General features: G+C 61.7%; 17 protein-coding genes. 13 read left to right on the top strand and 4 right to left on the bottom strand.

What is annotated here, in order from left to right:
* On the bottom strand, positions 1-1441 hold a 1441-nt coding region (locus P9M14_15765; GenBank protein MDP8257202.1), incomplete at its 3' end, for a PAS domain S-box protein.
* A gap of 129 nt (positions 1442-1570) precedes the next feature.
* Here P9M14_15765 and P9M14_15760 point away from each other — a divergent pair.
* The 7 genes from P9M14_15760 (at position 1571) to P9M14_15730 (ending at position 12612) form a co-directional block, all read left to right on the top strand.
* Positions 1571-2674, top strand: coding sequence for a carotenoid biosynthesis protein (locus tag P9M14_15760; GenBank protein ID MDP8257201.1), 1104 nt, complete (start codon positions 1571-1573; stop codon positions 2672-2674).
* Between the two features lie 224 nt (positions 2675-2898).
* Entirely contained in the window at positions 2899-4503 is a 1605-nt protein-coding gene (locus P9M14_15755; protein MDP8257200.1) for a hypothetical protein, read from the top strand.
* A gap of 19 nt (positions 4504-4522) precedes the next feature.
* Positions 4523-5404 (top strand): DUF58 domain-containing protein, encoded by an 882-nt coding sequence (locus P9M14_15750; GenBank protein ID MDP8257199.1) that lies wholly within the window; start codon positions 4523-4525, stop codon positions 5402-5404.
* Positions 5401-7254, top strand: a complete 1854-nt coding sequence (locus tag P9M14_15745) for a VWA domain-containing protein (GenBank protein MDP8257198.1) — start codon at positions 5401-5403, stop codon at positions 7252-7254. Before P9M14_15750 ends, P9M14_15745 begins: the two co-directional genes overlap by 4 nt.
* Positions 7247-9793, top strand: a complete 2547-nt coding sequence (locus P9M14_15740) for a VWA domain-containing protein (protein ID MDP8257197.1) — start codon at positions 7247-7249, stop codon at positions 9791-9793. The genes P9M14_15745 and P9M14_15740 overlap by 8 nt, the downstream gene beginning before the upstream one ends.
* 46 nt (positions 9794-9839) lie before the next feature.
* Positions 9840-10838, top strand: coding sequence for a MoxR family ATPase (locus P9M14_15735; protein ID MDP8257196.1), 999 nt, complete (start codon positions 9840-9842; stop codon positions 10836-10838).
* Between the two features lie 22 nt (positions 10839-10860).
* Positions 10861-12612 (top strand): S41 family peptidase, encoded by a 1752-nt coding sequence (locus P9M14_15730; protein ID MDP8257195.1) that lies wholly within the window; start codon positions 10861-10863, stop codon positions 12610-12612.
* A 5-nt stretch (positions 12613-12617) separates the two neighbouring features.
* On the opposite strand, the gene P9M14_15725 is transcribed toward P9M14_15730, so the two are convergent.
* Entirely contained in the window at positions 12618-14396 is a 1779-nt protein-coding gene (locus P9M14_15725) for an asparagine synthase-related protein (protein ID MDP8257194.1), read from the bottom strand.
* 310 nt (positions 14397-14706) lie between these two features.
* On the opposite strand from P9M14_15725, the gene P9M14_15720 reads away from it, so the two are divergent.
* The 6 genes from P9M14_15720 to P9M14_15695 all read left to right on the top strand — a co-directional run bounded on the left by P9M14_15720 (position 14707) and on the right by P9M14_15695 (position 22607).
* Complete coding sequence (locus P9M14_15720; GenBank protein ID MDP8257193.1) at positions 14707-15633, top strand: hypothetical protein; 927 nt, start codon at positions 14707-14709, stop codon at positions 15631-15633.
* 31 nt (positions 15634-15664) lie between these two features.
* The gene (locus P9M14_15715; GenBank protein MDP8257192.1) at positions 15665-17194 is read left to right on the top strand and encodes a hypothetical protein; all 1530 of its coding nucleotides are present in this window, start codon (positions 15665-15667) and stop codon (positions 17192-17194) included.
* Positions 17195-17414: 220 nt separating this feature from the next.
* Complete coding sequence (locus tag P9M14_15710; GenBank protein MDP8257191.1) at positions 17415-19025, top strand: response regulator; 1611 nt, start codon at positions 17415-17417, stop codon at positions 19023-19025.
* 28 nt (positions 19026-19053) lie between these two features.
* Positions 19054-20106 carry a right-handed parallel beta-helix repeat-containing protein gene (locus P9M14_15705; GenBank protein ID MDP8257190.1) on the top strand — a complete coding sequence of 351 codons (1053 nt, stop codon included), beginning with the start codon at positions 19054-19056 and terminating at the stop codon, positions 20104-20106.
* A gap of 54 nt (positions 20107-20160) precedes the next feature.
* The gene (locus P9M14_15700) at positions 20161-21771 is read left to right on the top strand and encodes a kelch repeat-containing protein (protein ID MDP8257189.1); all 1611 of its coding nucleotides are present in this window, start codon (positions 20161-20163) and stop codon (positions 21769-21771) included.
* Between the two features lie 257 nt (positions 21772-22028).
* The gene (locus P9M14_15695) at positions 22029-22607 is read left to right on the top strand and encodes a hypothetical protein (protein ID MDP8257188.1); all 579 of its coding nucleotides are present in this window, start codon (positions 22029-22031) and stop codon (positions 22605-22607) included.
* A gap of 153 nt (positions 22608-22760) precedes the next feature.
* Here P9M14_15695 and P9M14_15690 read toward each other — a convergent pair whose 3' ends face one another.
* Positions 22761-24149, bottom strand: a complete 1389-nt coding sequence (locus P9M14_15690) for a kelch repeat-containing protein (protein ID MDP8257187.1) — start codon at positions 24147-24149, stop codon at positions 22761-22763.
* A gap of 153 nt (positions 24150-24302) precedes the next feature.
* On the bottom strand, positions 24303-25619 hold the full coding sequence (gene der / locus P9M14_15685) for a ribosome biogenesis GTPase Der (protein ID MDP8257186.1): 1317 nt from the start codon (positions 25617-25619) through the stop codon (positions 24303-24305).
* Positions 25620-26034: the final 415 nt, after the last annotated feature.

The following is a 26034-nucleotide window of genomic DNA, read 5'->3' as shown; positions in this document are numbered from 1 at the left end:
GCTCCTCGTGTTTGACCGGGATGTCCAGCAGGTCGTGCAGTACGGTTCGCGCCTGGTTCAGCGAATGACGGATCAACACCATCCGGCCGCGCAACTCCTCGCGGCCCACGCCCTGGACGCCCAGCTCATTCACCAGCCGCTCGATGTCCTCCTGGGCCTCTTTAAGCGGCTCGCTGAGTTGCGAGGAAAGCCGTGCCGCCAGATCGCCCAGGGAGGCCGCGCGCTCGGACTGCACCAGGTCCTCCTGAAAACGCTGCAGTTCGGTGTAGGCGCGCTTGAGCTCGCGCGTTCGCTCGGTGACCTTCTGCTCGAGCTTCTTACGTTCGGAGATGTCGCGCAGGATCGACTGGATTACCCGCACCTCGCCGTACTCGATCACGTTCGAGCTGGTCTCGACGTAGATCACGCCCCCCGAGCGCCGCCGGATCTGCAGGTTGTCGATGTTCGACGAGCCCTCGAAAATCGTGGTCTGCAGTAGGTCGATCACCTTGCTCTCGTCCTCTTGGACGAACAGCTCCATGATCGTGCGCCCCAGCAGCTGCTCCTTGATCGCGCCGAAAAACTCACAGGCTCGCAGGTTGACGTCGACGATCGCGCCCTCTTTGAGATCGGTGAGGATGATCGCGTCGTTGGCGTTCTCGAGCAGCTTGCGATACTTCTCTTCCGAGCGCTTTAACTTGGCCTGCAATGCCTTGGAGTCGGTGATGTCCGTGGCGATGCCGCGCGCGCCCACGACCTTGCCGCCGTCGAACAGCGGATGGATCGTCATCGACAGCTCGCGCCGCACTCCGCCGAAGGTCACCGCAAGCTCGACGACCTGGGGCAGACCCTGCATCAGATATCCCATCAGCTCGGTGAACCTGTCCAGCCGCTCGGGCAGGATGAACTGGCCCAGGCTCTTGTGCAGAACGTCGCTGGGATCGATCTGCAGGATCTCGGCTCCACGGCGGTTGAGGCGCACGATCCGTCCGCGTTCGTCGAGGTAAAGCTGGATCAGGTTCGCCTCTTCGATCAGCTCCTCGGTGCGTTCGCGTTGGGAGCTGATCCGCTCGTCATAGTAGCTGCAGGCCCGCAGGGCGCAATCGGTCAGAGCGCCTTGCACCAGGCTGCGCAGTTCGCGCCGCGCTGTTGTTTCAGGCTCGATTTGCGCTGCTAGGTCGCCGATGATGCGGCCCAACTCGACCAAGCTGCCCACGATCTCGTTGATCGGCGAGCGTACGAACGGGCCGCGCTTAATCAGCGTTTCAAGGTAGACGAAGATCATCCCGTTGCGGCTGCCGATCAGGTGATCGGCGAGCATCTGCACAAATGGTTCGATCCACTGCAGCTGCGCCTGGTCGGACGCGGACTCGCCCTGGGAGAGGCTCGGCAGCTCGCGCATCCGCTCGATCCAGCGGGCCGCGATCTCGTCCGATTGCTCCATGAATCGACCGTGCTCCATTGCCTCTCCACACAGGTGTGCGCAATTTCTATCAGCATCGCCCTCAGGTATCAACTTCAGCCGCTTGACAGGCCAAAGCGCGGCGCTAGACTCGAAATTCAATCTACGGACTACACTATGGAGCGGGACGTGTCGACAAACGCCGAGCAGCCCAAGTCCATTGCCGTGAACGACGGCGGATTATTCCCCTACAGCCGCGGCGAGATGCTCAGGGAAACGCTCAGGTCGCTGCCGATCTGGTTCTTCTACCTCGAGACTCTGGGCGTGATGAGCTTCATGACCAAGAACGTGCCGCGCGAGCGCTTTCTGAGCACCGGGCACACGGTCTGGGAGTTCGCGGCCACCGCCGTGTTCCCGCTGTCGATAGTGCTGGCCTACTTCCACGCCAGGATCATGGCCGACCCGCGGATCACGCTCAAGGACAAGGCGCTGCGCGTGATCTACGCCGCGCTGATCGGGCCGCTGGTGCTGTGGCTGCTGATCATACCCTACCATCCGTTGGAAGACGCGGCGGTTAAGAGCCTGTTTGAGTACATGCAGCTGTTCTGGATCGCGGTCTTCATGGTCCATGCCCTGGTAACTCGCGGCACCGCGAGCTTCGTTACTTTCTACGTCGTGGGATTCTCCTACGGGCTGTTGCTGGAGAACACCGACATTTTGCTCGGGTTTTTCGACGAGCCGATGTACAACTTCTACCTGGGCTTCAAGCACACGCCCTATCACTTCCCCGCGCCGTTTTGCACGATGATGGGCTGGTGCCTGGTGTTCTACTGCTGCACCTGGGCCGCGGAAAAACTGCGCGAGCACTGGACCTGGTTTGCCCGCACGCCGCTGCGTTCGGCGTTTCTCACGACCTTCATCGCTTTGCTGCTGGACTCGCAGCTCGACCCGCTGGCCAGCCTCTCGGGAATTTTCTGGGCCTGGCATCCGAGCCTGGGCTCGCTGCCCAAGTTCGTGGGCGTGCCGATCGTTAACTACGTGGCCTGGTTCTCGGCGTTCCTGCCGTTTAGCTACGCCTACTTCCTGATGACCGACCGCAGGCAGCAGATGAGCTGGGCCAAACGCAACTGGCTGTTGTTCCTGGCGGTGCCGTTCATCTCGGTTGTGGCGGGCACGCTGAACATCACGATCATGGCGCTGATCCACCTGCTGTGGGACCCGAGCTGGTCGAGCTTCAAGCTGCTAGAGAACTTCCTGATCAAAATCCACCCCTACGCCGGGAGACATTTTTAGCCCGGATTATTGATCGGGGATCAGCAACGGCGAGCTTGATAAAAGGCAGATTAAACACAGTGCATCCGACCGTGGACGGGTTGGTGCTGCTACGTCTTGTACGTATCGAACGCAATCGATAAACTAACCGGCTCGATAGGGCCTTGTTTGGCCGATGTGGTAATTTGAACCATGCCCGCCGCCGTGATGTCGAAACGGGGACGGAAAGGGTAGTTTTGCACTTAATGCAAGAGATCCGGCCGCTGATCAGCAAAATCAACCGCATCAGGTTGCGGCTGATCGGACTGCGCCTAGCCCATGCGTCGGCAGCGCTGCTGTGCGTAGGCCTGGCGCTGTGGGCGCTGCTGCACGCCCTTGGCGGATACATCGATCTGCCGGCCCTCAATCTTTACGTCACCGCGGGGATCGCCGGCGGTTTGGGGCTGACCTACCTGTTGACGGCCACGTTTTCCGGACTGGGCGCCCAACGGCTTGCCCAACGGATCGACCACGAGAGCAACAACTTCGACCGCGCCGGCAGCGCCTTGAGCTTCGCCGAGCAGGCGCAGCAGACGCCGTTGATGCGGCTGGCGATCCGCGATGCGGCAGATCGCGCTGTCGCACTGCGACTGAACTGGCGGGCGATCGTCAGAGGACGCGCCCTGGCGGCCAAGCTTGTGCTGGCCGTGTTTTGCAGCGGCATGCTGTTCGCCAGCCTCTCCACGGACTGGGAGGCTCTGCGCAACCTTCCGGGCAGCGGCGACCAGGCACTGATTCCGGTTCCGGACAGCGCGACCCTGCCCTCCGAGCAAGGGGCCGAGATTCCCGAGCAGATAATCCCGCAGGAGTTCATGGCTCCCACGCTGGGCCTGATCGAGAACTGGCGCGCCGAGATCAGACGCCGTCGTGAACGCGATCAACAGCAAAAGCCCGACGAGCAGTCCGAGGAGACCGAGACTCCGGAGACGATCTACGGTTCGGCCCAGGGGATCGTTCCCGATGGCGTGCGCGAGACCGCCACGGTTCAACGGCCCAATGCCGCGGTGGTTGCCGGAGACCTCTCGCGGCTGGTCGACCCGACCCTTGACGGCAACTACGCCTCGGCCTTTGCCGAGCTCGACCGTTGGGTGTTTACCGACGAGCCGATCAACACCGAGGATCTGCGCGAGGTCTCGGAAATGCTCGACGAGGGCGGACAGGGTTACGAAGATACGGGCACCGAGCTGATCAACACGGTGGGCCGCGGCCGCACCAAGGGCGACCAGGATCTGGATCTCAACGGCCGCGAGGAGATGGAGGTCGCGCTGAAGTCCGCGCAGCAACAGTCGTTCGGCGAGTTCCTGCAAGATTATGCCGGTCATCTCGAGCGCGTGGCGGACAACGCCGAGAACGTGCCGCTGGATGAGATGGCCACCGGCGAAATGATGATGACCTCGCTGCCGCCGCCCGAGGACGCCGAGCTCTCGATGGTGCCCACGGATAATCCCGGCGATATGCAGCTCGCCATGGGCCAGCCCATGGAGGGCCAGATGCCCACATCGTCCGAGGCCGGGACCGGCGCGGGCACCCCCACCGGCACGTTCAAGCCCGAGCGAGTCCAGGCTGGTTCATCGGATTTGCTCGAGATCGAGTCACATGTGGGCGAGGGAAAAAGCCCGCTACAGATCATCGAGGATTTCAGCGACGCCCACCTCAACGGATTGCAGGATCTGGCCTATACGGCGCTGTTTCAGCGTTACGCCCAGGATGCGCAGCAGGAGCTCAGCGTAGAGGCGCTGCCCGTGGCGCTCAAGGTCTACGTGCGCGACTATTTCCTTTTGATCCAGCCCCAGCCCAATCCCAAACCGTGATCCCCGGCAACCACTGATAATGGCCCAGAAGCTGTTCGACGACGACTTCCTCAAGAAGCTCGAGTACCTGGCGATCGTCAGCAAGAAGGTCTTCGCCGGCAAGCTGCGGGCGCAGACCCGCACCAAGAAGGTCGGCTGGGGCCAGGAGTTCGCCGACCACCGCGAGTACGCGCCGGGCGACGACCTGCGCTACCTGGATTGGAATCTCTATGCCCGCGTGGGCGAGCTGGCGACCAAGCTGTTCCAGGAAGAAGAGAACCTCAACGTCTACTTCCTGCTCGACCTCTCGCGGTCGATGGATTTCGGCACGGTCAATAAGGCGGACTTCGCCAAGCAGATCGTGGCCGCACTGGCCTACATCGCCCTGGCCAACCTCGACAGCGTGAGCATCGTCCCCTTCAGCTCCGATCTGGGCCAGACCCTGCCGCTGCTGCGCGGCAAGGGGCAGATCCTCAAAATCTTTGATTTTCTCGACCAGGCGCCGGTGGGCGGCCAGACCGACATCTCGCAGTCGGTGCAAACCTTCCTTCGACAGGCCCGCGGCAAGGGCCTGGCGGTTGTGGTCTCCGACTTCTACGACGAGGCGGGCAGCGATAAGGCGCTCAAGTCGCTCTACCACTACGGCTTCGACCTAGTGGCCGTGCGCGTGCACCATCACCGCGAGGCCGAGCCCAAGTACCGCGGCGCATTCAGCTTCACCGACGCCGAGACCGACCGCGTGCATCACGTGACGATCACCGGCCGCGTGCTGCGGCGCTACGTCCAGGAGTACGAGCGGTTCTGCGAAGAGCTGCGCAAACTGTGCATCGGGGTCGAGTGCACCTACCTGCCCACCCAGACCAGGGTGCCGTTCGAGGAGGTTGTACTCCAGGCCTTCCGCTACGGACGGTTCATCAAGTGATCTTCGCCGGGATCTCGCTGGCGCAGTTCGCCGCGCTGTTCGGCGGCGGCTCGGCGTTTATCGTCTTGGTCTACCTGCTGCGGTTTCGCCGCCGTGGCAAGTTGATTAGTTCGGACCTGATCTGGCGACGGGTGCTGATCAGGCAGCGCACGATTCTCAACGAGCTGCTGAGCATCCTGGTGCAGATCCTGCTGCTGTTGCTGATCTGCCTAGCGCTTCTCGATCCGCGCACCGAGGTCGAGCAGGTCCGGCCGCGGTTGATCGTGATCGGCATCGATACCAGCCTGAGCATGGCAGCGCGCGAGCCGGGCGGGGCGCGGATCGATCTGGCCCGACGCCAGGCGCGAGAGCTGCTGGACAACCTGGGTCCCAACGACGAGGCGTTGCTGCTCGCGGCCGGAGATCGCGTCAGCGCGCTGACCGGGTTCAGCTCGCGGCGCTCGGTGCTCGACGCGGCGCTGAAATCGATCCAGCCCGCGGGCGTGGACGGCGACCTGCGCCAGGTGCTCGAATACGCCCGTGACGCCTTTGCCTTCCGCGCGCCGCCCGAAAACGCCCAGCGGCTGGTGGTGATCTTTTCCGATCGGCCCGCGCCAAAGCTCGAGGACGACGAACCGACGTTGCAATGGGTGCGCATCGGCTCGTCGCTGCCCAACCTGGCGATCACCGCCTTTGACGTGCGCCAGACGTTCAACCAGGCGCCGGGCAACGAGGTCTTCGTGCGCGTGGTCAACTTCTCGGATACCGCGGCCAACGCCACGCTCAACGTCTATACCCCGGACAAGCTGGTGGGCCGCGAAGCGCTCGCACTCCAGCCCGGCGGCGAGTTTCACAAGGTCTACTTCCTGCCGATCGAGGTCAGCGGCCGACTGGTCGCCGGACTGAACGATGCGCAGCTCGAGTCCGGCGCCGACGCGCTGGTTCTGGACGACATGGCCTACGCCGTGCTGCCCGGAGCCGAGCCGGTGGACGTGCTGCTGGTCACCCGCGAGAACCGTTACGTGCGCAGCGCGTTGGAGATCAACCCGCTGGTTCGCCTGCGCAACGTCAGCCCCGAGGGGTTCACCGCATCGCAGGCGCGCGGCGCGGACGTGGTGATTCTCGACCGCGTGAGCGCCGGCGAGGTCCCGGCGCACACTGTCGAGATTTTTCCGCCGACCGGCGGCGCGTTCGATGCGGCCCAGCCGGTGGAGCAGCCGGTGCTCACATCGTGGGACGGCGAGCATCCGCTGTTGCGCTACGTGACGCTGGGAGACCTCGAGATCGGCGAGGCGCGGCCACTGCAGGCCCGGCCCGGCGACAAGAGCCTGATCGACACCTTTGAAGGCTCGCTGCTGTTGGTGCGGCGCGACGGCCGTTTCAACCGCGTGGCCCTGGGCTTCGACCTGACCCGCAGCGATTTGCCGTTGCGCGTGGCCTTCCCGGTGTTCATGCACAACATGGTCTGGTGGCTCGGCGGAATGGAAGCCTCGCAGCTCCCCTCGCGCACGCCGGTGGGGCAATCGGCGACCATCGCCACGTCCGGCGACCTTGAGCAACTGACGCTGGTCGGACCCAGCGATCGCGAATACGTGGCCGCGGGCGGCGCTGGCCGGGTGAGCTTCATGCCGCCGCTGCCCGGATTCTACTCTTACGACCTGGGCGAGGGCGCACCGCGCTGGTGCGCGGCGAGTCTGATCAACCCGCGCGAGTCCGACCTGAGCGTAGCGGCCGACGCGGACGGCGCGATCGAGCTCGCCGCAGCGGTCCAGATCCCGCAACAGCGCGTGTTCTGGCCCTGGCTGGCCCTGATGGCCCTGCTGCTCGCGGCGGGCGACTGGGTGCTGTTCCACGGAGGCCGACTTGCTTGAGCGGCTGCCCGAGCTGAGCGTTGAGGCTCGCGGCGCCTGGCTGATCGGCGCGCTGGTGGCCGCGGCGCTGCTGCCGACGCTGGTCTGGATCATCGCCTTCCGCAGTCGGCTGAGCATGTCGCGTCCTTTGCGCGCGGCCTTTGCGATTTCGCGCAGCCTGCTGCTGCTGCTGATCGCGGCGGCGCTGATCCAGGTCGTGGCCACGCGCTACGAACAGCGGCTGGAGGTGGCGCTGCTGGTCGACGCCTCGGCCTCGGTGCCCGACGACCAGCTCGCTGCGGCTGCGGACTATGCGGCGCGGGCCTACGCCGTGCGCGGCGACGCCGGGGCGCGCGGCGTGCTGTTCGCCCACAGTCCCGAGGTGCTCGGGGCGGAGGATTGGTACGAGCAGATCGTGCGACCCGAGCAGACGATGAGCTCGGACATCGCCCGCGCGGTGCACGCCACAATGGAGCTGCTGCCGGCCGACGCCACGCGGCGGATCGTGCTGCTCAGCGACGGCAACCAGACTCGGGGCGATTTGCTGGCCGAGGCGCGGGCCGCCCAGGCGCGCGGGATCGAGCTCTACAGCGTTCCGCTGCAAACCCTGGGCCTGGTGGACGCCTACATCGAGTCGCTGAGCCTTCCGCGCCAGGCACGACCCGGCGAGCGCGTACACGTACGGGTCAAGGTGATGAGCAACTTCGCCGGTCCGGCCGCTATTTCACTCAGCGCCGGGGGCAAGACCCAGGTTGAGCAGGTCGAGCTGCTGATCGGACAGAACAACGTCGAGTTCGATTTCGACGCCGGGTCCCAGGGCGACCAGGGCGTGGTCGGACGCGTCGGCTCCGAGCTCGATCAGGTGCCGAACAACAATCGACTGGCCGGTACGTTGCGCGTGGTCTCCAAGCCGCGCGCGCTGTTCGTCACCGAGAATCTGGCGGACGACGCGCCGCTGCTCGCCGCACTCGAGGCCGAGGGGCTGCGGCTGGACGTGGCCGAGAACAGCGGTCTGCCGCGCGGCGGACTGACACCCTTTGATCTGGTGGTGCTCTCCAGTCTGACCTTCGAGGGCTTCGAGCAGGCCGACGCCGATCGGCTCGAGGACTATCTGCGCCGTACCGGCGGCGGACTGCTGCTGATCGCCGGAGAGGACAGCCAGATCCTGGGCGAGGAGGAGCAGCACCCGATCGAACCGCTGCTGCCGGTCGAGTTCAAGCTCAAGAAGAAGACCGAGCCCAACCCGGTCGAGCTGGTGATCCTGATCGACAAGTCGGCGAGCATGGCGCGCCAGAACAAGTTCGGTCTGGCCCAGGCCGCGGTGGAGCAACTGCTCAACGCGCTGCCCGAGCGCAGCCGGGTCAGCGTGATCCTTTTCGACGACCTGCCCTACGTACTGTTCGGGCTGACCGACATCGAGCAACGCGAATTAATCCGCGAGCGGCTGTACAAGCTGGGCACTGACGGCGGCACCAGCATCTACCCGGGCTTGCGGCGCGCCTACGGCGAGCTGCGCGACAGCGAGGCGCGCGTCAAGCACGTGATCCTGCTCACCGACGGCATCTCGACCACGCGCTTTGAGCACAACGGCGACATCGTCGAGGGCATGGCGCGCAAGGAGATCACGGTGAGCACTGTGGCCGTGGGACGCGAGTCGGACCGCGAACACCTGCGGACCATCGCCCGCTACGGCCAGGGGCGCTTTTATTACATCGAGGATCCCGAATCGATTCCCGATATTTTGCTCGAGGAGACCAAGACGGTCACGCGCACCAACATCGTCGAGGACACCTTCGAGCCCGAGCTGCTGCAGGCAGGCGAGATGTTCGACGGCCTTGATCTCGAGCCGCTGCCCGAGCTGCGCGGCTACAACTCCGCCGAGTCGCGGCCGACCTCCGAGACCTATCTGCTGGCCAAGGAGCGCGAGCCGCTGCTCTCGCGCTGGAGCCTGGGCCTGGGCAAGGTCACGGTGTTCTGCGCGGACCTGCGCGGCCAATGGAGCGCCGACTGGCTGGAGTGGGATCGCTACGGCCCGCTGGTGGGGCGCATGGCGCGACACACGATGCGCGACCGCAACCTGCAGAATTTCGCGGTTACTGCTCAGCCCGCTGGCCAGAGCGTGCGGGTCGCGGTGGACGCCACGGACGCGCACGGCGATTTCATCAATAACATGCCGCTGCAGATGGACGTTGTTCAACCCGACCTGACCCGGCAGCGCGTGGAGCTGATCCAGGACCGCCCCGGCGGCTACAGCGGAGAGTTTCCGCACAGCGGGTTCGGCGGCTACACGATCAGCGTCAGGCCCCAGACCGGCGAGCTGCGCTCCGAGGGAATCGGCCGCGTTCAGCTCGAGCCGCCGGGCGAGTTCGTCAAGACGCAGACCGATCGCGGACTGCTTCGCGCGCTGGCCCAGATCAGCGGCGGCAAGTTCGATCCACCGGCCGAAGAGGTCTTCGAGCCGGGCAAGGAGCGTTTCCCGGACAGCCGCGAGCTGTGGCCGTACCTGCTGTACGCCGCGCTGGCAATGGTGCTGCTCGGAACCGTACTAAGGAGAATTTAGCCTGGATTGTCGAAAATAATTCGGGCTGGACTAAAGGGAGCGACCGATGGAAGTTAAAGAGCAGACCAAACAGTTCGCCGAGATGATCGCCGTTATTAAAGCCGAGATCGCCAAGGTCTACGTCGGACAAGATCGAGTGGTCGAAGATCTGATTAAAACGATCTTCGCCGGAGGCCACTCCTTGATCGAGGGCGTGCCCGGTCTGGGCAAGACGCTGCTGGTCAGGACGCTGAGCGACGTGTTCGACCTGTCGTTCCGCCGTATTCAGTTCACGCCGGACCTGATGCCCACCGACATCATCGGCACCAACATCATCGTCGAGGATGAGCGCGGGCATAAGAAGTTCGAGTTCCAGGCCGGACCGATCTTCAGCCAGATTCTGCTGGCCGACGAGATCAACCGCGCCACGCCCAAGACCCAGTCGGCGCTGCTCGAGGCGATGCAGGAGGGCGCGGTCACGGCCTACGGCACGCGCCATAAACTCCAGGAGCCGTTCTTCGTGCTCGCCACACAGAACCCGATCGAGATGGAAGGAACCTATCCGCTGCCCGAGGCGCAGATCGATCGCTTCCTGACCAAGCTCTCCATCGGTTTCCCCAAGGACGATGAGCTGGTGCGGATCCTCGACCAGACCACCGGCGGCATTCAGCCCGTTGTGCGCAAGGTGCTCGACGCCTCGAAGATCATGCAGATGCGGCGTCTGGCCCTTGAGGTACCGATCGCCGATCCGATCAAGCAGTTGGTGGCCTCGCTGGTCTACGCCACGCACCCGGACTGCCCGCACGCGCCGGAGTCGGTCCGCAAATACGTGCGCTACGGCGCGAGCCCGCGCGGCGGTCAGGCGTTGATCCTGACCAGCAAGGTGCGCGCCCTAACTCAGGGGCGCTATGCCGTGGCCCGCGAGGACATCGAGGACAACCTGCAGATCTGTCTGCGGCACCGGCTGATCCTCAGCTTCGAGGGTCAGGCCGAGGGAGTCAGCGCCGACGAGCTGCTCGCCGATGCTTTCAAGGCCGCGCTCAAGGCCCGTGGCAAGGCGGCCTGAGTTGCAAAGGAGCGGACGGAACGTGAGACTCAAACGCACGATCCAACTGTTGCTGCTCGCCGCGCTGATCGCGGCGGCAGCGCTGTGGCGCGTACCGGCCCAATTGCACGGAGCCGAGCCGGCGGGCGACGCGGTGCTGGTCGTTTCGACCCTCGAGCTGGTGGAAGACCACTACATCAAGCAGGTCGACGAACGCATGCTGATGGTCTGGGCCGCAGAGGCGATTGCCCAGGGCGTGCAATTTTTAAACGAGCCGCCGATCGACGAAGAACAGCCGATCGACCCCGAGGCCGCAACCGAGCCCCTGCCCGAGGCTGAGCCTCAGGACGCGCAGTCCGACCCGGCGCAGCCCGAGGAACCGAAGATCGCCTCGACGACCGTGGGCCCGGGCGACCCGCCGGACGCGGTGACACTCGAGGTGCGCGGCGAGACCAAGCAACTCGACTTCTCCGGCGGGCGCGAAGAGCGGATCGAGCAGCTGCTTGCCGGATGCAGCTTCGCCGCGCAGCACGGCGGCGAGATCGATCAGCGCGAGCTGCTGTACTACGCGTTGAGCGGCATGCTCGCGCGGTTGGACCCGCACTCGGACTTCATCGACCCCGAAGAGGCGCGCAGGTTTGAAGAGGAAACCTCGGGCAGCTTCGGCGGCATCGGCATCGAGATCGGCATGCGCGACCGTCGGCTGACGGTGATTGCGCCGATCGAGGGCACTCCGGCTCATCGCGCGGGGCTGCTCGCCGGCGACCTGATCGTGGCCATCGACGGCCGCTCGGCTGTGAACATCACACTGTTCGGCGCGGTGGAAAAGATCCGCGGCCCCCAGGGTACGCCGGTGGTGCTCTCTATCGAGCGCGAGGGGCTTGAGCAGCCGTTCGACGTGAGCATCGTGCGCGGCACGATCGAGGTCGAGGCCGTGCGTTTCCAGGCGCTGGAGCACGGCGTGGGCTACGTGCGCGTACGCCAGTTCAACCGCAAGACAGCCGGCGACCTGCGCCGCGCCCTGCAACAGCTTCAGGACGGGCCTCAGGGATTGCGCGGTCTGGTGCTGGACCTGCGCAACAATCCCGGCGGCCTGCTCACAGCGGCGGTCGACGTGACCGACGACTTCATCCAAAGCGGCGTGATCGTCTCGACCCGCGGCCGTGCACCCAACAGCTCCAGCGTGATCAAGGCCGGACGTCGCGGCACACTGAACGACGTGCCGCTGATCGTGCTCACCAACTTCGGCAGCGCCTCGGCCAGCGAGATCGTGGCCGGAGCGATCCAGGATCAGGGCCGCGGGCTGATCATCGGCGGCACTACCTTCGGCAAGGGCTCGGTGCAGAGCATTATCAGCGTCGACGACCAGAGCCATGTGGCGCTGACCACCAGCATGTACTACACGCCTTCGGGACGCTCGATTCAGGCCTCGGGTATTGTTCCCGACATCCAGCTGTACTACACAACCGATGAGGGCGAACTCGACCGGCCCTTTGGCGAGGAGAACCTCGAGGGCTTCCTGCCCAATAGCTCGCCCGAGCAGAGCCGGGCAGGCCTGCGCGTGGACGCGGAGAAGCTCTACTGGTTCTACCGCAACGCCGGACGCGTGCCCGAGGAACTCGAGGCCGAGGACCCGGATGCGCTGATGCTCCTGGCCCAGGACCTGCTCAGCTCGTTGCCGCCGCCGACCAACGAAACCATGCTCAGCGCGGCGCGGCGGCTGCTCGAGCCGGTGAACGACGTGGTCGTGCCCGAGGAACAACCGAACGACGGCTCAGAGGATCCCCAACCGTAAACGCCTTAGGTCGAGGGCTTGGCCTCGAGGTGCGCCTCGTGCCAGGCCGAGAAGACCAGCAGCGTCCAGATGCTGAAGGTGTGATCCTCGCCGCCTCGGCGATGTTGCTCGCGCAGTTCCGACACGGCCCGCGGATCGAATAACCCCAACTTGCACATCCGTTCCGGGCCGAGGTAACGCTCGACCAACTCGTGACGGTCGCAGCGGATCCATTCGCCCACCGGCACGCTCAGCCCGCGCTTACGCTGGTTCACCAGACGCCGGGGCAGCCAGCGACTTGCGGCGCGCTTGAGCAGGTACTTGGAGCGCAGCCCGCGCAGCTTGTAGCGAAACGGCAGCTCAATGCAGAACCGCGCCAGCTCGTTGTCCAGGTATGGATGGCACGGACTGAGGCCCGCGGCGCGCAATCCCGGCCGGAACATCTGCTGATTCCAGCACGGCGAGAGGATCCTCAGGTCGGCGTTGGCGATCCGGTTGAAGTTCGCGGGCCCGGCGACGTTCGCCAGCAGTGCGGCGTACTGCCCGTGGGGCTCGCCGGTTTCGGCAAGCGTCGGGTCGGTCAGCAGCTCGGCCTTGCGCTGATCGCCGAGGGACTCACGCCAAAAGATGTGTGCGCGGCTCGGCCCGTATTGCGCACCCCTGAGCAGCAGCTTGATCCTGAAACGCCACCCCACGGGCCAGGCCGTATCGCTCAGTGCCTCGGCCCGCGCGGCCAACATGCGCTGCAACTGTTTGGGCGCGAATCGTCCATAGTAATGGGCGAACAGGTCCGCCCTGATTGTTTCGCAGCCCGCCATCAGCTCGTCCATGCCCGTGCCGGTGAAGATCGTGTCCACTGTCGTCCCTTGGCCGATCTCGCGCGCCAGGGCCAGGATCGGCAGGCTCGAGGGATTGGCGCACAGCTCGTGGTCGTGGCGCACGAGTTCGGGCAACATGCGCAGAGCGTCGTGTTGCAGCGAGATGCCGTGCAGGTCGACCAATCCCCAGCGCATGAGTTCGGACGCCCAGCATCGGTTGTCAAAGGCGAGGTCGCCGAATCCCGCGTGATAGGCGGACACACGGCCGTTGTTTTCCGCTGCCAGACAGGCCAGCAGGGCCGAGTCGATTCCGCCGCTGAGCAGCATCACGGGCCGCTGGTGTCTGCTGAACCTGCGTTTGGCCGCGCGCGCCAACAGCTCGCGCATTTGCTCGACCAGCTGATCCTCGGACGCCGCGGGTTCCAACTGATCGGGCAGCGACCAATAATCGAACTCGCGCACGCCGCCTTGATCAAAGTTCAGCGCTTGGCCGGGCTTCAGCGCGTGGACCCCCTGAAACATGGTGCGCGGCGGGCAGACATAGCCCTGACTGAGATACTCGTTGAGCCCGGCCCGATCCAGCTGCGGAGCGAAACCCGGCGAAGATGTCAGGGCGTCGAGCTGCGAGGCAAAGGCCAGGCTTGCGCCGCATTGGTGCCAATAGAGCGTGGCCTGGCCAAAGCGGTCGCGCGCCAGCAGCAGCCTGCGTTGCGGCGTATCCCACAACGCCATACTGAAACGGCCGTCGAGCATTGCCAGACATTCGTCGCCCCAACGCTCGTAGAGCCTCAGGACCAGCTCGCTGTCGATAATGTCCTTGGGGCAGGTTCCGAGGCCTTGGATCAGCTCGTCGCGGTTGTACAGCTCTCCGTGAAACAGGCCGCTCAAACCGCTCTGCGACAGCTCGACGCACCCGGACGACGGCCGGAAACGCGCTTCCTGCGCGCCCTCCAGGTCCAACTCGCCGTGAATTGCCTCGATGCCCATCTCGATCCGGAAGTCTGAAGAGCCGGAGGGCTGCTGTCAAATCGGCGGAGGGCGTCCAATAACCGCACCGCTGTCCCGAGTAGCCAACCCATGGGTCGAAAAGCCGCGTCCATAGGCGTGTTGATTGATACGAGGCAGTTTACCCGTTTAGCAAGCAATGAGCCTAAAGGGATTAATGGTTTAATGTCAAATACATATCAATATATTAATAAAAGCTTGCTAATCAAGGGATAATTTGCTATAAAAATAAAAAATAATATAATAAATCCAACTAAGCAACGGCAGCCTTGTTCAAGCCTGGGAGGCCCTAATGTCAATCCCCGTTGCCATTGAGCTGTTAGCAGTTGAGAAAGCCCGGAAGAAGTTCGTCGGCAAGGATAAGGGCTATGGTGTTCAATCTGTGGGCATGGGCCGCAAATACAGTGCTGGCAAGCGCACGAAGAAGCTGAGCATAAGGCTCTATGTCTCCCGCAAGTATGAAAAGACAGAATTACCGAAAAAGAAAAATATAAAAGTCATTCCGAAATCCTTTAATTTTCAACACGATAAAGTTAAGTATAGATTTCCAACCGATGTAATTCAGCAACCAAAACGGGTGATTCAAGCACACAAGGTGATAAACCTAACTCTCTGTGCACCAATAGCCACAAAGCCGGTTACAGCCCGCAATAAACACGACGGAGTTATCTCTTGGTTTTTTAAAAAAGGCGATCAATGGTATGCCCTAACAGCTGCACATGTAGTGGGAGTACAAGCAAAAAAGGGTACTGCTGTTTATTGTTATCAAAACCAAATCGGAACTGTTCAGGAAACATTCTACAGTACTCTGTCCTTGGATATTGTAAAAATCAAGCTAACCATCGAAGGACATTTTGAGAATAAAATATTCTGTCAAAATAAGCTAAAAGAGTTCAAGAAACCCCGGCTAGCTGAAGGCAAGGATGAAATCTCTAAAAATAGATCCTTCGAGGTATATATTCCCAACGAAAACAGGATTGTACCGGTTGACATTCAGGATATTCATCGAAGCAACGTCAAGGTCAAGGTCATGGGCAAAATATATAAATTCGACTTATTAATCCAGACCCAACTCTGCACGTCGCATGGCGACAGTGGCACGATCTTATGGGACGAAAAATCTTTAACGCCGCTTGGATTATTAACCGGAGGAGATGAAGGAAGTTATTTTGAGGATAATAAGCACTCTTACTTCACGGAGTTCGCAAGTATCCTCTGAACGATTAAAACAGAACGAACAGGAGTTAGAAATGAAGAAACAATATAAGTTGCTTTCGGTTGTGATTCTTGCGGCGATCATCATCCTGGCCACACAGCCGGCATTATCAAAAGAAAACACTTTGACTATAAAATGCACGATAGACGATGACGGTGAATTGAAATGCAGCTACGATGGGACGTCTGTCAAGCCAGGGAAGTATATCATCGTCGTCCAATCCAGCGAGGATAAAGTAAGACTTTCAGAGGCGATTTACTATGAATTGAATCGAGGAGACCGAGTTTCCGGATCAGATATAAATGGGAAAGCAACTGACGGTGCAACAAATGAGATAAAGATCGAAAATCTGACTCTAACGGAAGGTGTGAATTATGAAATTGTCGTGAAGGCACAAATCGATAAAAACAAAAATAACGAGGATAGTATTAAAATTGCTGTAGAAGAATCGGAGGAGAGTGGTGGTGGGAAGCCGTCGGAAGGCGTGAAAAAAACCGAGGAAGTAGAAAACCTATCAGATGACGTCTGTAGTTGTGTTGAACAACAGGCAATTAGATGGGTGATCACAAATGGAATAGATAACGAAAGTATTAACAATATCTGGACAGGTCGTAAGAAAGTAACCCTTTATTTTATGCCCGATGGCAGCCCGGTCAAACCGATTCCATCGGGATTGAGCGAGGGCGATAAAATAATTTTAGAGTTGCTGTTACCAGCGGACACTCTGAATGAAAACGAAGCATATGAGCTCTTAGATAAAAAGCAATTGAATTATACACATTATCTGAATATTGAATGTCCTAAGAAATTATTACGGCGGATTTTAGGCTCGTTTGAGGCGGTTAAAGCAATTATTAGCAGCCAATCTCGTGCTGCTGCAAAAGAAAATGGTGGTTTTAAGTGTCCTGACAATCAGATTAAATTTAGAACAATCGAACTTGCGAAGCTTGATTGCGGGGCTGGCGAGGTCAAGATCACCATCGATACGGTCTACGGCGAAAAACAACAAAGCAGCTTCAAACTCAGCAATGTCTACTGTGGAACGTTCGGCGTTCAATATGTATATGACTTTACGAGGGGAAAGACGTTTCTCCTGCATAGCGATACAACCACCAATGAAGAGGGTGAAGAGGTTACAACCAAGACCATCCGCAGCGACAAGGAAACCGAGGGTTGCAGTCTGATCCCGGCTTTCATCATCCATCCCGCAGGCCTGGACGAAAATGTGAACAACTGGTCGTTCGACCGCTTCTCATTGATTGCACTACTTTTCAATCTAGGTTTGGGCATTGACGCCGAAGCGCCCCAGGACCGTTTCTACGTTACGGACAACCTCTACTTCGGGGGTATCTATTTTACTGTGGGAGCCAGCGTCCATAAGGTAAATACCCTCAGGGGCCCACACGAAGAGGGCGATAAGTTCGACGGCGATGAGGCCGATCTGCCGGTCAAATACAAATGGGGCGATTGGGATGATTCCGTGGATTGGGTGGTCGGCGCCACTATCGACGTGGTCACCCTCGCTAAGATGATCGGCAACGCCACTTCCAAGAAGTCGGACTAGGCGCAGCCAGAGCAGGAATAACCCCGCAGGGACCGATTGTAAAAGGGAGGGATGGCTTCTGCCATACTTCCTGAAAATCCCTTTACATTTGTCGCATACAATGACACTTTAGTTTAAGCTTCGGCTGGATGTATTCGTTTTAGCGGGTCTATATTGGCTCGCCTTGGCCACGGGATTTATCGGCGATCGGGCTGTTCGCAGTTCGATGTGGGGGAGTGTCATGGCCAAGAAGATCCTGATCGTGGGCAGCGAGCCTTCGGGCATCGGGATGATCAGCAATTTTCTGAAAAATCAGGGCTACGCCACGGTCTGCGCCCGGGGCGGGGTTGAGGGCAGCAAGCGCTTCGACGAGCAGGCTTTCGACCTGGTGTTGTGCGACTTGTTGATGCCGCGGCTCAACGGGCCGGAGCTGGTCGCGCACATCCGTTGCACGTCCGACGGCGCGGGCGTGCCGGTGATCATGATGACCTCCATCGTCAGCAGCCACCGCTCGGAGGACGACGCCCTCGAGAGCTGGAAGGCCGACGCCAGCCTGCAAAAGCCGTTCGAGATGCCCGAGCTGCTCGACAAGGTGCGCGGGCAGATCGGCGATGGCGAGGACAAGCCGGGCAAGCTGCACAAGGTGATGACCAACGGCGTGATCCGGGCTTTCTCCGGCACCTTCGGCGACAAGAGTTACGCCAAGGTGCTGCACCTGTTGTGCAAGCGCAAGGCCAATGGCCTGCTCGACTGCAAGGGCGAGCGCAAGCGGATCAGCATCTACTTCAAGGACGGCCGTCCGTGCAACGTGCGCTCGAACTACATCCGCGAGGGCTCGCTGACGCGGATCCTCAAGACCATGATCTCGTTGGACGACGGCCAGATCGAGGCTGCGCGCGGGCTGCAGAAGAAGAACAAGCTGATGCAGGGCGAGGCGTTGGTGCAAAGCAACGCGATCTCCCGCGAGGAGCTGTCCAACGCCCTGCGTATTCAGGCCGAGGAGAAGCTGCTGACCCCCTTCGGCTGGCAGGAGGGGAGCTTCGAGTTCATCGAGCGGCCGGTGGTGGTCGACCCGGACCTGACTCTCAAGACCCCGCTGCCGCAGATCATCCTGCGCGGCGTCTCGCAGTTCTACAGCTCCGAGCGCATCCGTCGCAGCTTCCGCGACAAGGGCGGACGCAAGATCTTTGTCAATCCCGAGCGGACCTACCGACTCGAGGATTTCGGCCTCTCGCCCGAGGAGCTGTTCGCCACGAGCATGGCCCGCTCCGAGCCCACGTTGTCGCAGCTGCTCAACAGCGGCAAGCTCGGCACGGTGCGCACCTATCAGATCCTCTACGTGATGTTCCTGCTGGAGACCTTCAAATTCCGCGAGGCCGACGACGAGCAGCAGGTGCAGGTCGAGATCGAGCAGCCGCAGTCCCGGGTGCGCCTGGCCGGACTGACCGAGGAGGTCTCGATGGAGACGGCCGAGCAGCATTACATGCAGAGCATCGAGCTGTACGAGTCCAAGGACTTTCGCGCCGCGGCCGCGCGTCTTGAGCAGGCAATCAACATCGACAACCGCGATCCGCGGTTCTTGGCGCAGTTGGCGCTGACCATCTACCGCATGCCCCTCGAGCTCAAGGCCGGGTACATCGACCCCAACGTGCTGCTGCAGCGCGCTGCCCAGCTCGACCGCAACTGCGTGCAGCTCAGCCTGGTGATGGGGCGGCTGAGCATGGAATACAAGGATCTGGAAAAGGCGCAGATGTTCTATCAGCGCGCGATCGAGATCGAACCGGGCAATACCGAGGCGCAAAAGGAACTGCGGCTGCTCAAGGTGATGCAGCGCCAGCAGCAGAGCGCCTAAGCACTTGATCCGCCTTGGGTCGTAAATCATGCGTCAAACTGCTGCGCTGCTCTCGCTTGTTATACCCGCGGTGTGGTGCTGCGCCCTGGTCGCGGCGCTCGAGCCCGAGGGCGCGTCCTGCGTTATGCCGCGCGACGATCTGCTGATCGAGTCGGACGTGCGGCTGTGTCCCTCGGACGAACCGTATCTGATAGAGGATCGCGGCGAGCCCGGGGTGCTGATCGTGCGCGGGACTGGGTTCGAGGTTGACGCGACGGGGGTAACGATCCGCGGCAACGGCCAGGGGACCGGCGTGATGCTCGCCGGGCCGCTGAGCGATGTGGAACTGCGCGGACTGGCGCTTGAAGAATTTACGATCGGTATCTCCGGCGGGTCGGCCCAAGACCTGCGGTTGCGGCAAATCAGAATCGAGAACGTAGCCGAGATGTACGTCGACATCGGCGGCGGACCTGGAGCGATCAACCGCCGGATACTGATCGAGGATCTGGTCGTGCGCCAGACGCGGACCTCGGGAATCGCCTGCCGTGCCTGTTTCGATTCGGTGATCAGGCGTGTGGACTCGCGCAGCGACGTTGTCGACTCGATGGAGTCCAACCTGATTCTCTACGGCGGCGGCGGGAACCTAGTCGAGCACAACACCATCGTTACCCGCAACGAGGACGGCTGCAACGCGATCTGGCTGGTGGCCTCGAACTACAACGTGATTCAGCACAACACCCTGGATCTCGGGGCCAAGTCGGGCAGCCACATCCAGGGCTCATCGCACAACGTGTTCACCGGCAACGTGATCCGCACCGCGGATAAGTTACAGGAGCTGGCCGGCATCGAACCCCTGCGCTACGCTATTGAGGAGCCGACCCTGATTCGCGTCGGCGAATCCGAGCGGATCGAGGTGCTGCGAATCGAGAAGGGCAGCCCGGCGCTTTCCCGCTCCAACCTGGTATTCGGCAACGAGTTCCACCTTGGAGTGTTGCGCGACAACGGTTCGGGCACGCTGTTGTGTTTCAAAGGCGTGGGCAACAATTACCTCGACGGCGCGAGTTATCGCGGTCCAAACCTCTATGGTGGATCGTGCCCATAGTCCGCATTATCCGGGCGGGCCGCGTGGGTTTCTGGTAAAATTCTGCGGCGAATGATGATTTTTTCCAAGGTCGGCCGGTCAACACTGATACGCAGTGCGACGTTGATTGCGCTTTGCGCGGGACTGTTCTTTTTCTGTGGTGTTGCGCCGTGTCTGGGCCAGGCCTGTTCCAACGGCTGGACCCTGGGCCATCAGACGCCCCAAGGCATTTTCCGCAGCAGCGCGGTCCACTCTGAGGGCAAGATCTACCTGGTTGGCGGAGGGCTTGCCGAAGGCGGTTTTTTAAACCGCGTCTGGATCTACGACGTTGATTCCGACACCTGGTCCCTGGGCGCGCCCTACGACCTGCAAGGTTGGATGAACACCTGCGCCGTGGCCTACCAAGGCAAGGTCTATATGTTCGGCGGCTGGAAGAGCAGCACGGTTTTCCTGCAGGCCACGCGGATCTACAACATCGCCGGCAACACCTGGACCATGGGCGCCGACGTTCCATTCCTCGCCTCGGGATCGTACTGCGCGCAGATCGACGGCAAGGTCTACCTGGCCGGCGGCTCCGACGCGCCGTACTCGATGCACAAGCATCATGCGGCATACGACATCGCAACCAACTCCTGGGACAGCGGAACGGCCGATCTGCCCACGGCGCGCGCCTACGGATTGGGAGCCACGGACGGCGAGCGCTTCTACGTGTTCGGCTCCGACAGCGACGACCGCAGCTACGCCTACGATCCGCAACTCCAGATCTGGGCCGAGCTCGACCGGATGGGCGACGCGCGAATGTCGCCCGCGGGCGGATATGCAGGATCAACGCTGTGGGCGGTCAGCGGCGGCGACGTTGTACACGGCGTGCCCGATTGGTGGGACCCGCTGACCGGCTCGGAACGCTACCGCATCGGTGCGAATCACTGGGAGACGCTCAGCGCACCGCTGGTGCCCGTGACCGCGTCGGCCAGCGCCGTTGTGCCCGGCCGCCACGGCGGAGCGCTCTACGTGTTCGGCGGGACCCAGATCGACCACGAGCGCAACGAGACGCAGATCCTCAACCTGTGCGTGGCTCAGCTTGAGTCGGTCTCGCCTTCGCTGGCGGTCAATGGAGCACCGACCGAGCTGACCATCGATGGCTGGGGCTTCGAGCGCTATGACACAGCCTATCTCGAGGACGACGACTGGATCGAGAGCCTGAGCGACCTGCAAGTCCCGGACGCGCGTACTATCACCGGCAGCGTCGGCGCGTTTGCCCGCGTCGGGCTCTACGATCTGGTGGTCCAAAGCTCCAGCGGCGAGAGCGCTCGCATTGAGGACGCCCTGACCGTCTGCGGCTGCTTGATCGGCGAGCAATGTATCGATGTCGGCCAGACTCACCCCACCAACCTCTGCCTGCTCTGCGATCCGACGCGCGCGCGCTTCGACTGGTCGTTCAACGACGGCGTGGCTTGCGACGATGAGCTGTTCTGCAACGGCTCGGACTTGTGCCTCTCCGGCAGTTGCGCCGATCACGCGGGCGACCCCTGCGCCGCGGATCAGCGTTGCGACGAGGGGCTCGACAAGTGCCTGCCCACAGGCGACGACACTGACGAGGACGACGATGACGACGGCGATCCGGAGGACGACGACATCGCCGATCCCGGAATGTCGAAAGATGACGACGAGAGCTGCGGTTGCTGATATGAGTTGTTAGCCTGCTGCGGCGGCTGATAGAATTAACCGGTTGATAAATAAATACCAAGCCTGGATTATTCATGAGGGTTCGTTAGCGAGGCGTGCAAGATGCCGCAAGAACTAGAAAGCCGAGTCGATACTCCGCAGGCGTACCCGCTGTGGTACGTCGAGGACGGATCGGCGAGGATGACGCAGTTGTTGTGAGCAGATTGTGCGCCGCAGTAGAAGCTTCATGAATAATCCGGGCAAGCAAAGGAGCACTCATGCGTAGATATACATTGATCTTGGCCCTGGTCCTGTGTCTGGGCCTGTTGATCGCGGCCTGTGACGAAGCCAAGGATTCGGTCAACGATGCGACCAAGCAGGAGAAGGACTTCAGCGTGGACTTCGACCTGCCGCTGGTCGACCTTGGTGGCGAGACCGGCATCTGTCTGCCGGCCTATAACTTCACCTCGCTGCTCGGCGAGCTGCCCGGCTGGGACGAGGTCGAGGGGCACATCGAGAGCGTTGAGCTCAGCGTGGCGACCTACGAGGTCAGCGACAACGCCAACTCGGCGGACGGCGTGTTGACGTTCTACACCGGCGACGATGGGACCACGCTGGACGACCTGACCGACGAGAGCATGGCCTTCGCCAAGACCGACAACATTTCCGCAGCCCAGAACGTTGCGGCCACCGACCTGATTTTCCTCAACGACGGTGAAAACATCATCAACGGACTTCTGGGCGATCTCGAAGGCGTGTTCGTGGTCTGCGGCCAGTTCGCGCCCGAAGAGGCCACGGTCTCGATGAACGTCAAGCTGACCTTCACGATCACCGTGACGTTCGTGCCGCTGGACTAGCGGACTATACCGACCCGCATCCAGGGTCGCTGATCGGCCGCCCGCCGCCCGCCGCCTGCTGCAATTGCTGTTGCTGCTCGCGGCGGCACCTCAAAGGTGCCCCAGGCGAGCCTTACACACAAAGATCGATTTATCGATCTTTACCTTCCCGCCTTATCCACAGCAGCCGGCGTCGTCATCGTCGTCACCGGCGCTGACGTGGTCATCATCGTCGTCATCGTCGAGGTCGTCGTCGTCCAGATCATCGTCGTCGGCGCTGTCGTCGTCGTCCAAGTCGTCGTCATCCAAGTCGTCATCGTCGTCGTCATCATCGTCGTCAGCGCTGCCCTCGATCACCTGGTAGGCGCTGAGCAGTTCGTCCTGTTCGCCGCTGGAACTGATGATCACCAGGTCGTAGGTGCCAGGGGTCGCGCCCTGGGGGACCACGGCCTCGATTGTGCCGTCGGCAACGACTATTGCCTCGGAGAAGTCGCTGCGCAGGTCGAGATCGTTAATCAGGTAGACCTCGTCGTCAGCCTCGAATCCCCAGCCGCTGATGGCGATCTCGGCGTCGGAGCCGTTGTATCCGACGGTGGGGACGACCCCCTCGAGGGCCGCGTAGCAGAACGAATAGACCTGGGTGTAGTTGTATTCGTTGCCGCCGTAGGTGCCGCCGAACAGCAGCCACAGACCGCCGTATTCGGGAACGAAGGCCGAGGCCGGGGCGATCGGCTCCACGCTGGGAGTGGTGGGGAGGAACTGCCAGCTGTCCGCGTCGCTGTCGTAGATCTCGGCGCTGGGACGCGGGATCCACGGGTCGTTGTTCTGGCCTCCGCCGTTGAACACCCAGAGCTGATCTTCGGCAAACCCTCCACCGGGAGACATCCGGCCCGAGTTCAGGTCGTGCAGCGCGCTCCAGGTATCCTCGGAGGGGTCGTAGGCCAGGAATTCGGTGGTCGGTCCGACCAGGCCGGAGATCACATAGAACAGCTCGCCGTCCGTGGCGCCCAGGCCGAAGGCCCGGCCGCTAGGCAGGTCGGCAACGCTGTCGTCCCAGGTGCCCTCGGAGATGTCGTAGACCGCATGCGACGACTGATAGCTCGGCGTGCCGCCGGCAACGTGGATCTGATCGTCGATCAGCGCGCAGTAGGAGCCCGAGGTGGTGAACGGAAGGTCGGGTCCCGCGGACCAGGTGTCGGCGGCAATGTCGTAGATCTTCAGGTCGTCGCTGTAGACTCCGGCACTGAATCCGCCGACCACATAGAGCTGCGCCTGGTACTGCACCATGCAGGCGTTGGTCCAGCCCGTGGCGTCGTAGCTCGCCCCGGATTCCTCCCAGGTATCGCGCCCCACGTCGTAGACCCAGACGTCGTTGTGGTAGACGCGGCCGTCGAACTCGCCGGTTGTAATGTAGACGTTGCCGTTATAGTAGGCGGCGTTGCCGCGGTAGAAGCGCTCGGGGGTCGGCTCAGCATAGCCCCAGTTGTTGGTGCATTGTGAGTGGGCCAATGCGGGGATAAACAGCACCAGCAATAGGCTCCATCCCCAATTACGTATTGTCACCGGCAGTTCCTCCGTGCTTGGGTTGTTCCAAGCAGTTGCAAACAAACATCTTATCACATACCAAACACCTGGGGCCGGTGATATTGGTCACTGTATCGTGCAATGATTGGGGATCGATCGGGTGTGAAATTCGAGCTGGCTTAGGGACGGGCGCTATTTCTTGCCGTGCCCCTTACGGCGGAACTTGATCCAGATCGGGGTGCCGCTGAAGTCCTCGGATTGGCGGATGCGGTTTTGTAAATAGCGTTGGTAGCTGAAATGCACGGCCTCGGGGCGGTTGCAGACCACGGCGAACGTCGGCGGGGCCACGTAGGTCTGGGCCATGTACAGCATGTTGATCGCCCTGCCGCCTTTGGCCGGCGGAGGGTGCTCTGTCAGAGCATTGGCCAGGATTTTGTTGCAGATCGGCGTTGACAGCCGTTTGCCGTGGTTGACGCGGGTGCGGATGACGGCCTTGACCAGCTCGTCCAGCCCTTTGGCCTGGGTGGCCGAGGTGGTTACCATCGGCGCGTAGTCGGCGAACGGCATCTTGAGCTCGCGCATGTCGGCGAACGCGCGCAGGGCTTTTTTCTTGTCCGTTACCAGATCCCACTTGTTGAGCAACAGCACCAGGCCGCGGCCGCGCTCGTGGGCATAGCCGACGATGCGCACGTCCTGTTCGCTCAGCGGCTGGCTGGCGTCGATCACCACGCAGGCCAGGTCGGTGCGTTCCAGGCTGCGCAGCGCCTGGATTACTGCGAACTTCTCGAGTTTTTCCTTGACCTTGGGACGACGGCGGATGCCCGCGGTGTCGATCAACGTCATTGACTCGTCGCCGAGTATCACCTCGATGTCAATCGAATCGCGGGTCGTTCCCGGGATCTCGCTGACGATCATCCGCTGCGAACCGAGCAGGGCGTTGATCAGGCTGGACTTGCCCACGTTGGGGCGACCGACCACTGCCACGCGCGCCGCCCCCCGTTCGCGGGGCCGTTCCTGCTCCTGCTCGGGTACGCCCTCAAGCAGGTCGTCCATCAGCTCGGACAAGCCGTAGCGTTCTTTGGCCGAGATCGGATAGACGTGGTCGACTCCCAGGCGGTAGAACTCGGCGGACAGCGGTTCGAGGGACGGAGCGTCAACCTTGTTGGCGGCCACGAACAGCGGTTTATCGATCTTACGCAGCCACAGGGCGAGTTCCTCGTCCAGGGCGCTGATTCCCTGACGGGCGTCGAGCAGAAACAGGATGCGGTCGGCCTCGGACACGGCGAATTCCAGCTGAAGGCGGACCTGCTCGATCAGCGGATCCTCCGATGTGCTGTCGAATCCGCCGGTGTCCACGAGCATGAAGCTGCGATCTTCCCAACTGGCCTTACCGTAGCGCAGGTCGCGGGTGACGCCGGGGATGTCCTCGACCAACGCCGAGCGCGAGCGCACCAGCCGATTGAACAACTGGCTCTTGCCCACGTTGGGTCGTCCGATAATTGCGATCAAAGGTAACATCGTGGGCAGAGCTTAGACGGGCCATAACGTTGAAGTCAAGAAAAGCCATATTAATCGGAACACTTACCGGTTCACTGTCTGTGCAGGGGGCATACTTTTTGCTTGACAGTGCATCGGAATACGAGTTATAGAACGCTCATAAGCGGCCCAGGCCGTGTTTTCTGGGGCAGAGAGAAGAGTTGAAAGGAGGGTAGCAGGGATCGTGCCCTGAGATCGTCTCTCTAATCTCCTGTCAAACGGAACCATAAACAAATGGCTAACATTTAGCGACAGCCACAGAAACCAAAAGGAGTCGGAAAGATGAAGAAGCTGTTTTGGCTGATGGGCCTCATGCTGGCCCTGGTCCTGTCCTTGAGCCTGGTCGTAGCCTGCTCCAGCGGCGACGATGACGACGACGACGACGACG

It is taken from the genome of Candidatus Alcyoniella australis (assembly GCA_030765605.1).
Taxonomy (GTDB): domain Bacteria; phylum Lernaellota; class Lernaellaia; order JAVCCG01; family Alcyoniellaceae; genus Alcyoniella; species Alcyoniella australis.
The sequence above is the reverse complement of the archived record's forward strand: the minus strand, read 5'-3'. Positions and strand labels throughout refer to the sequence as shown.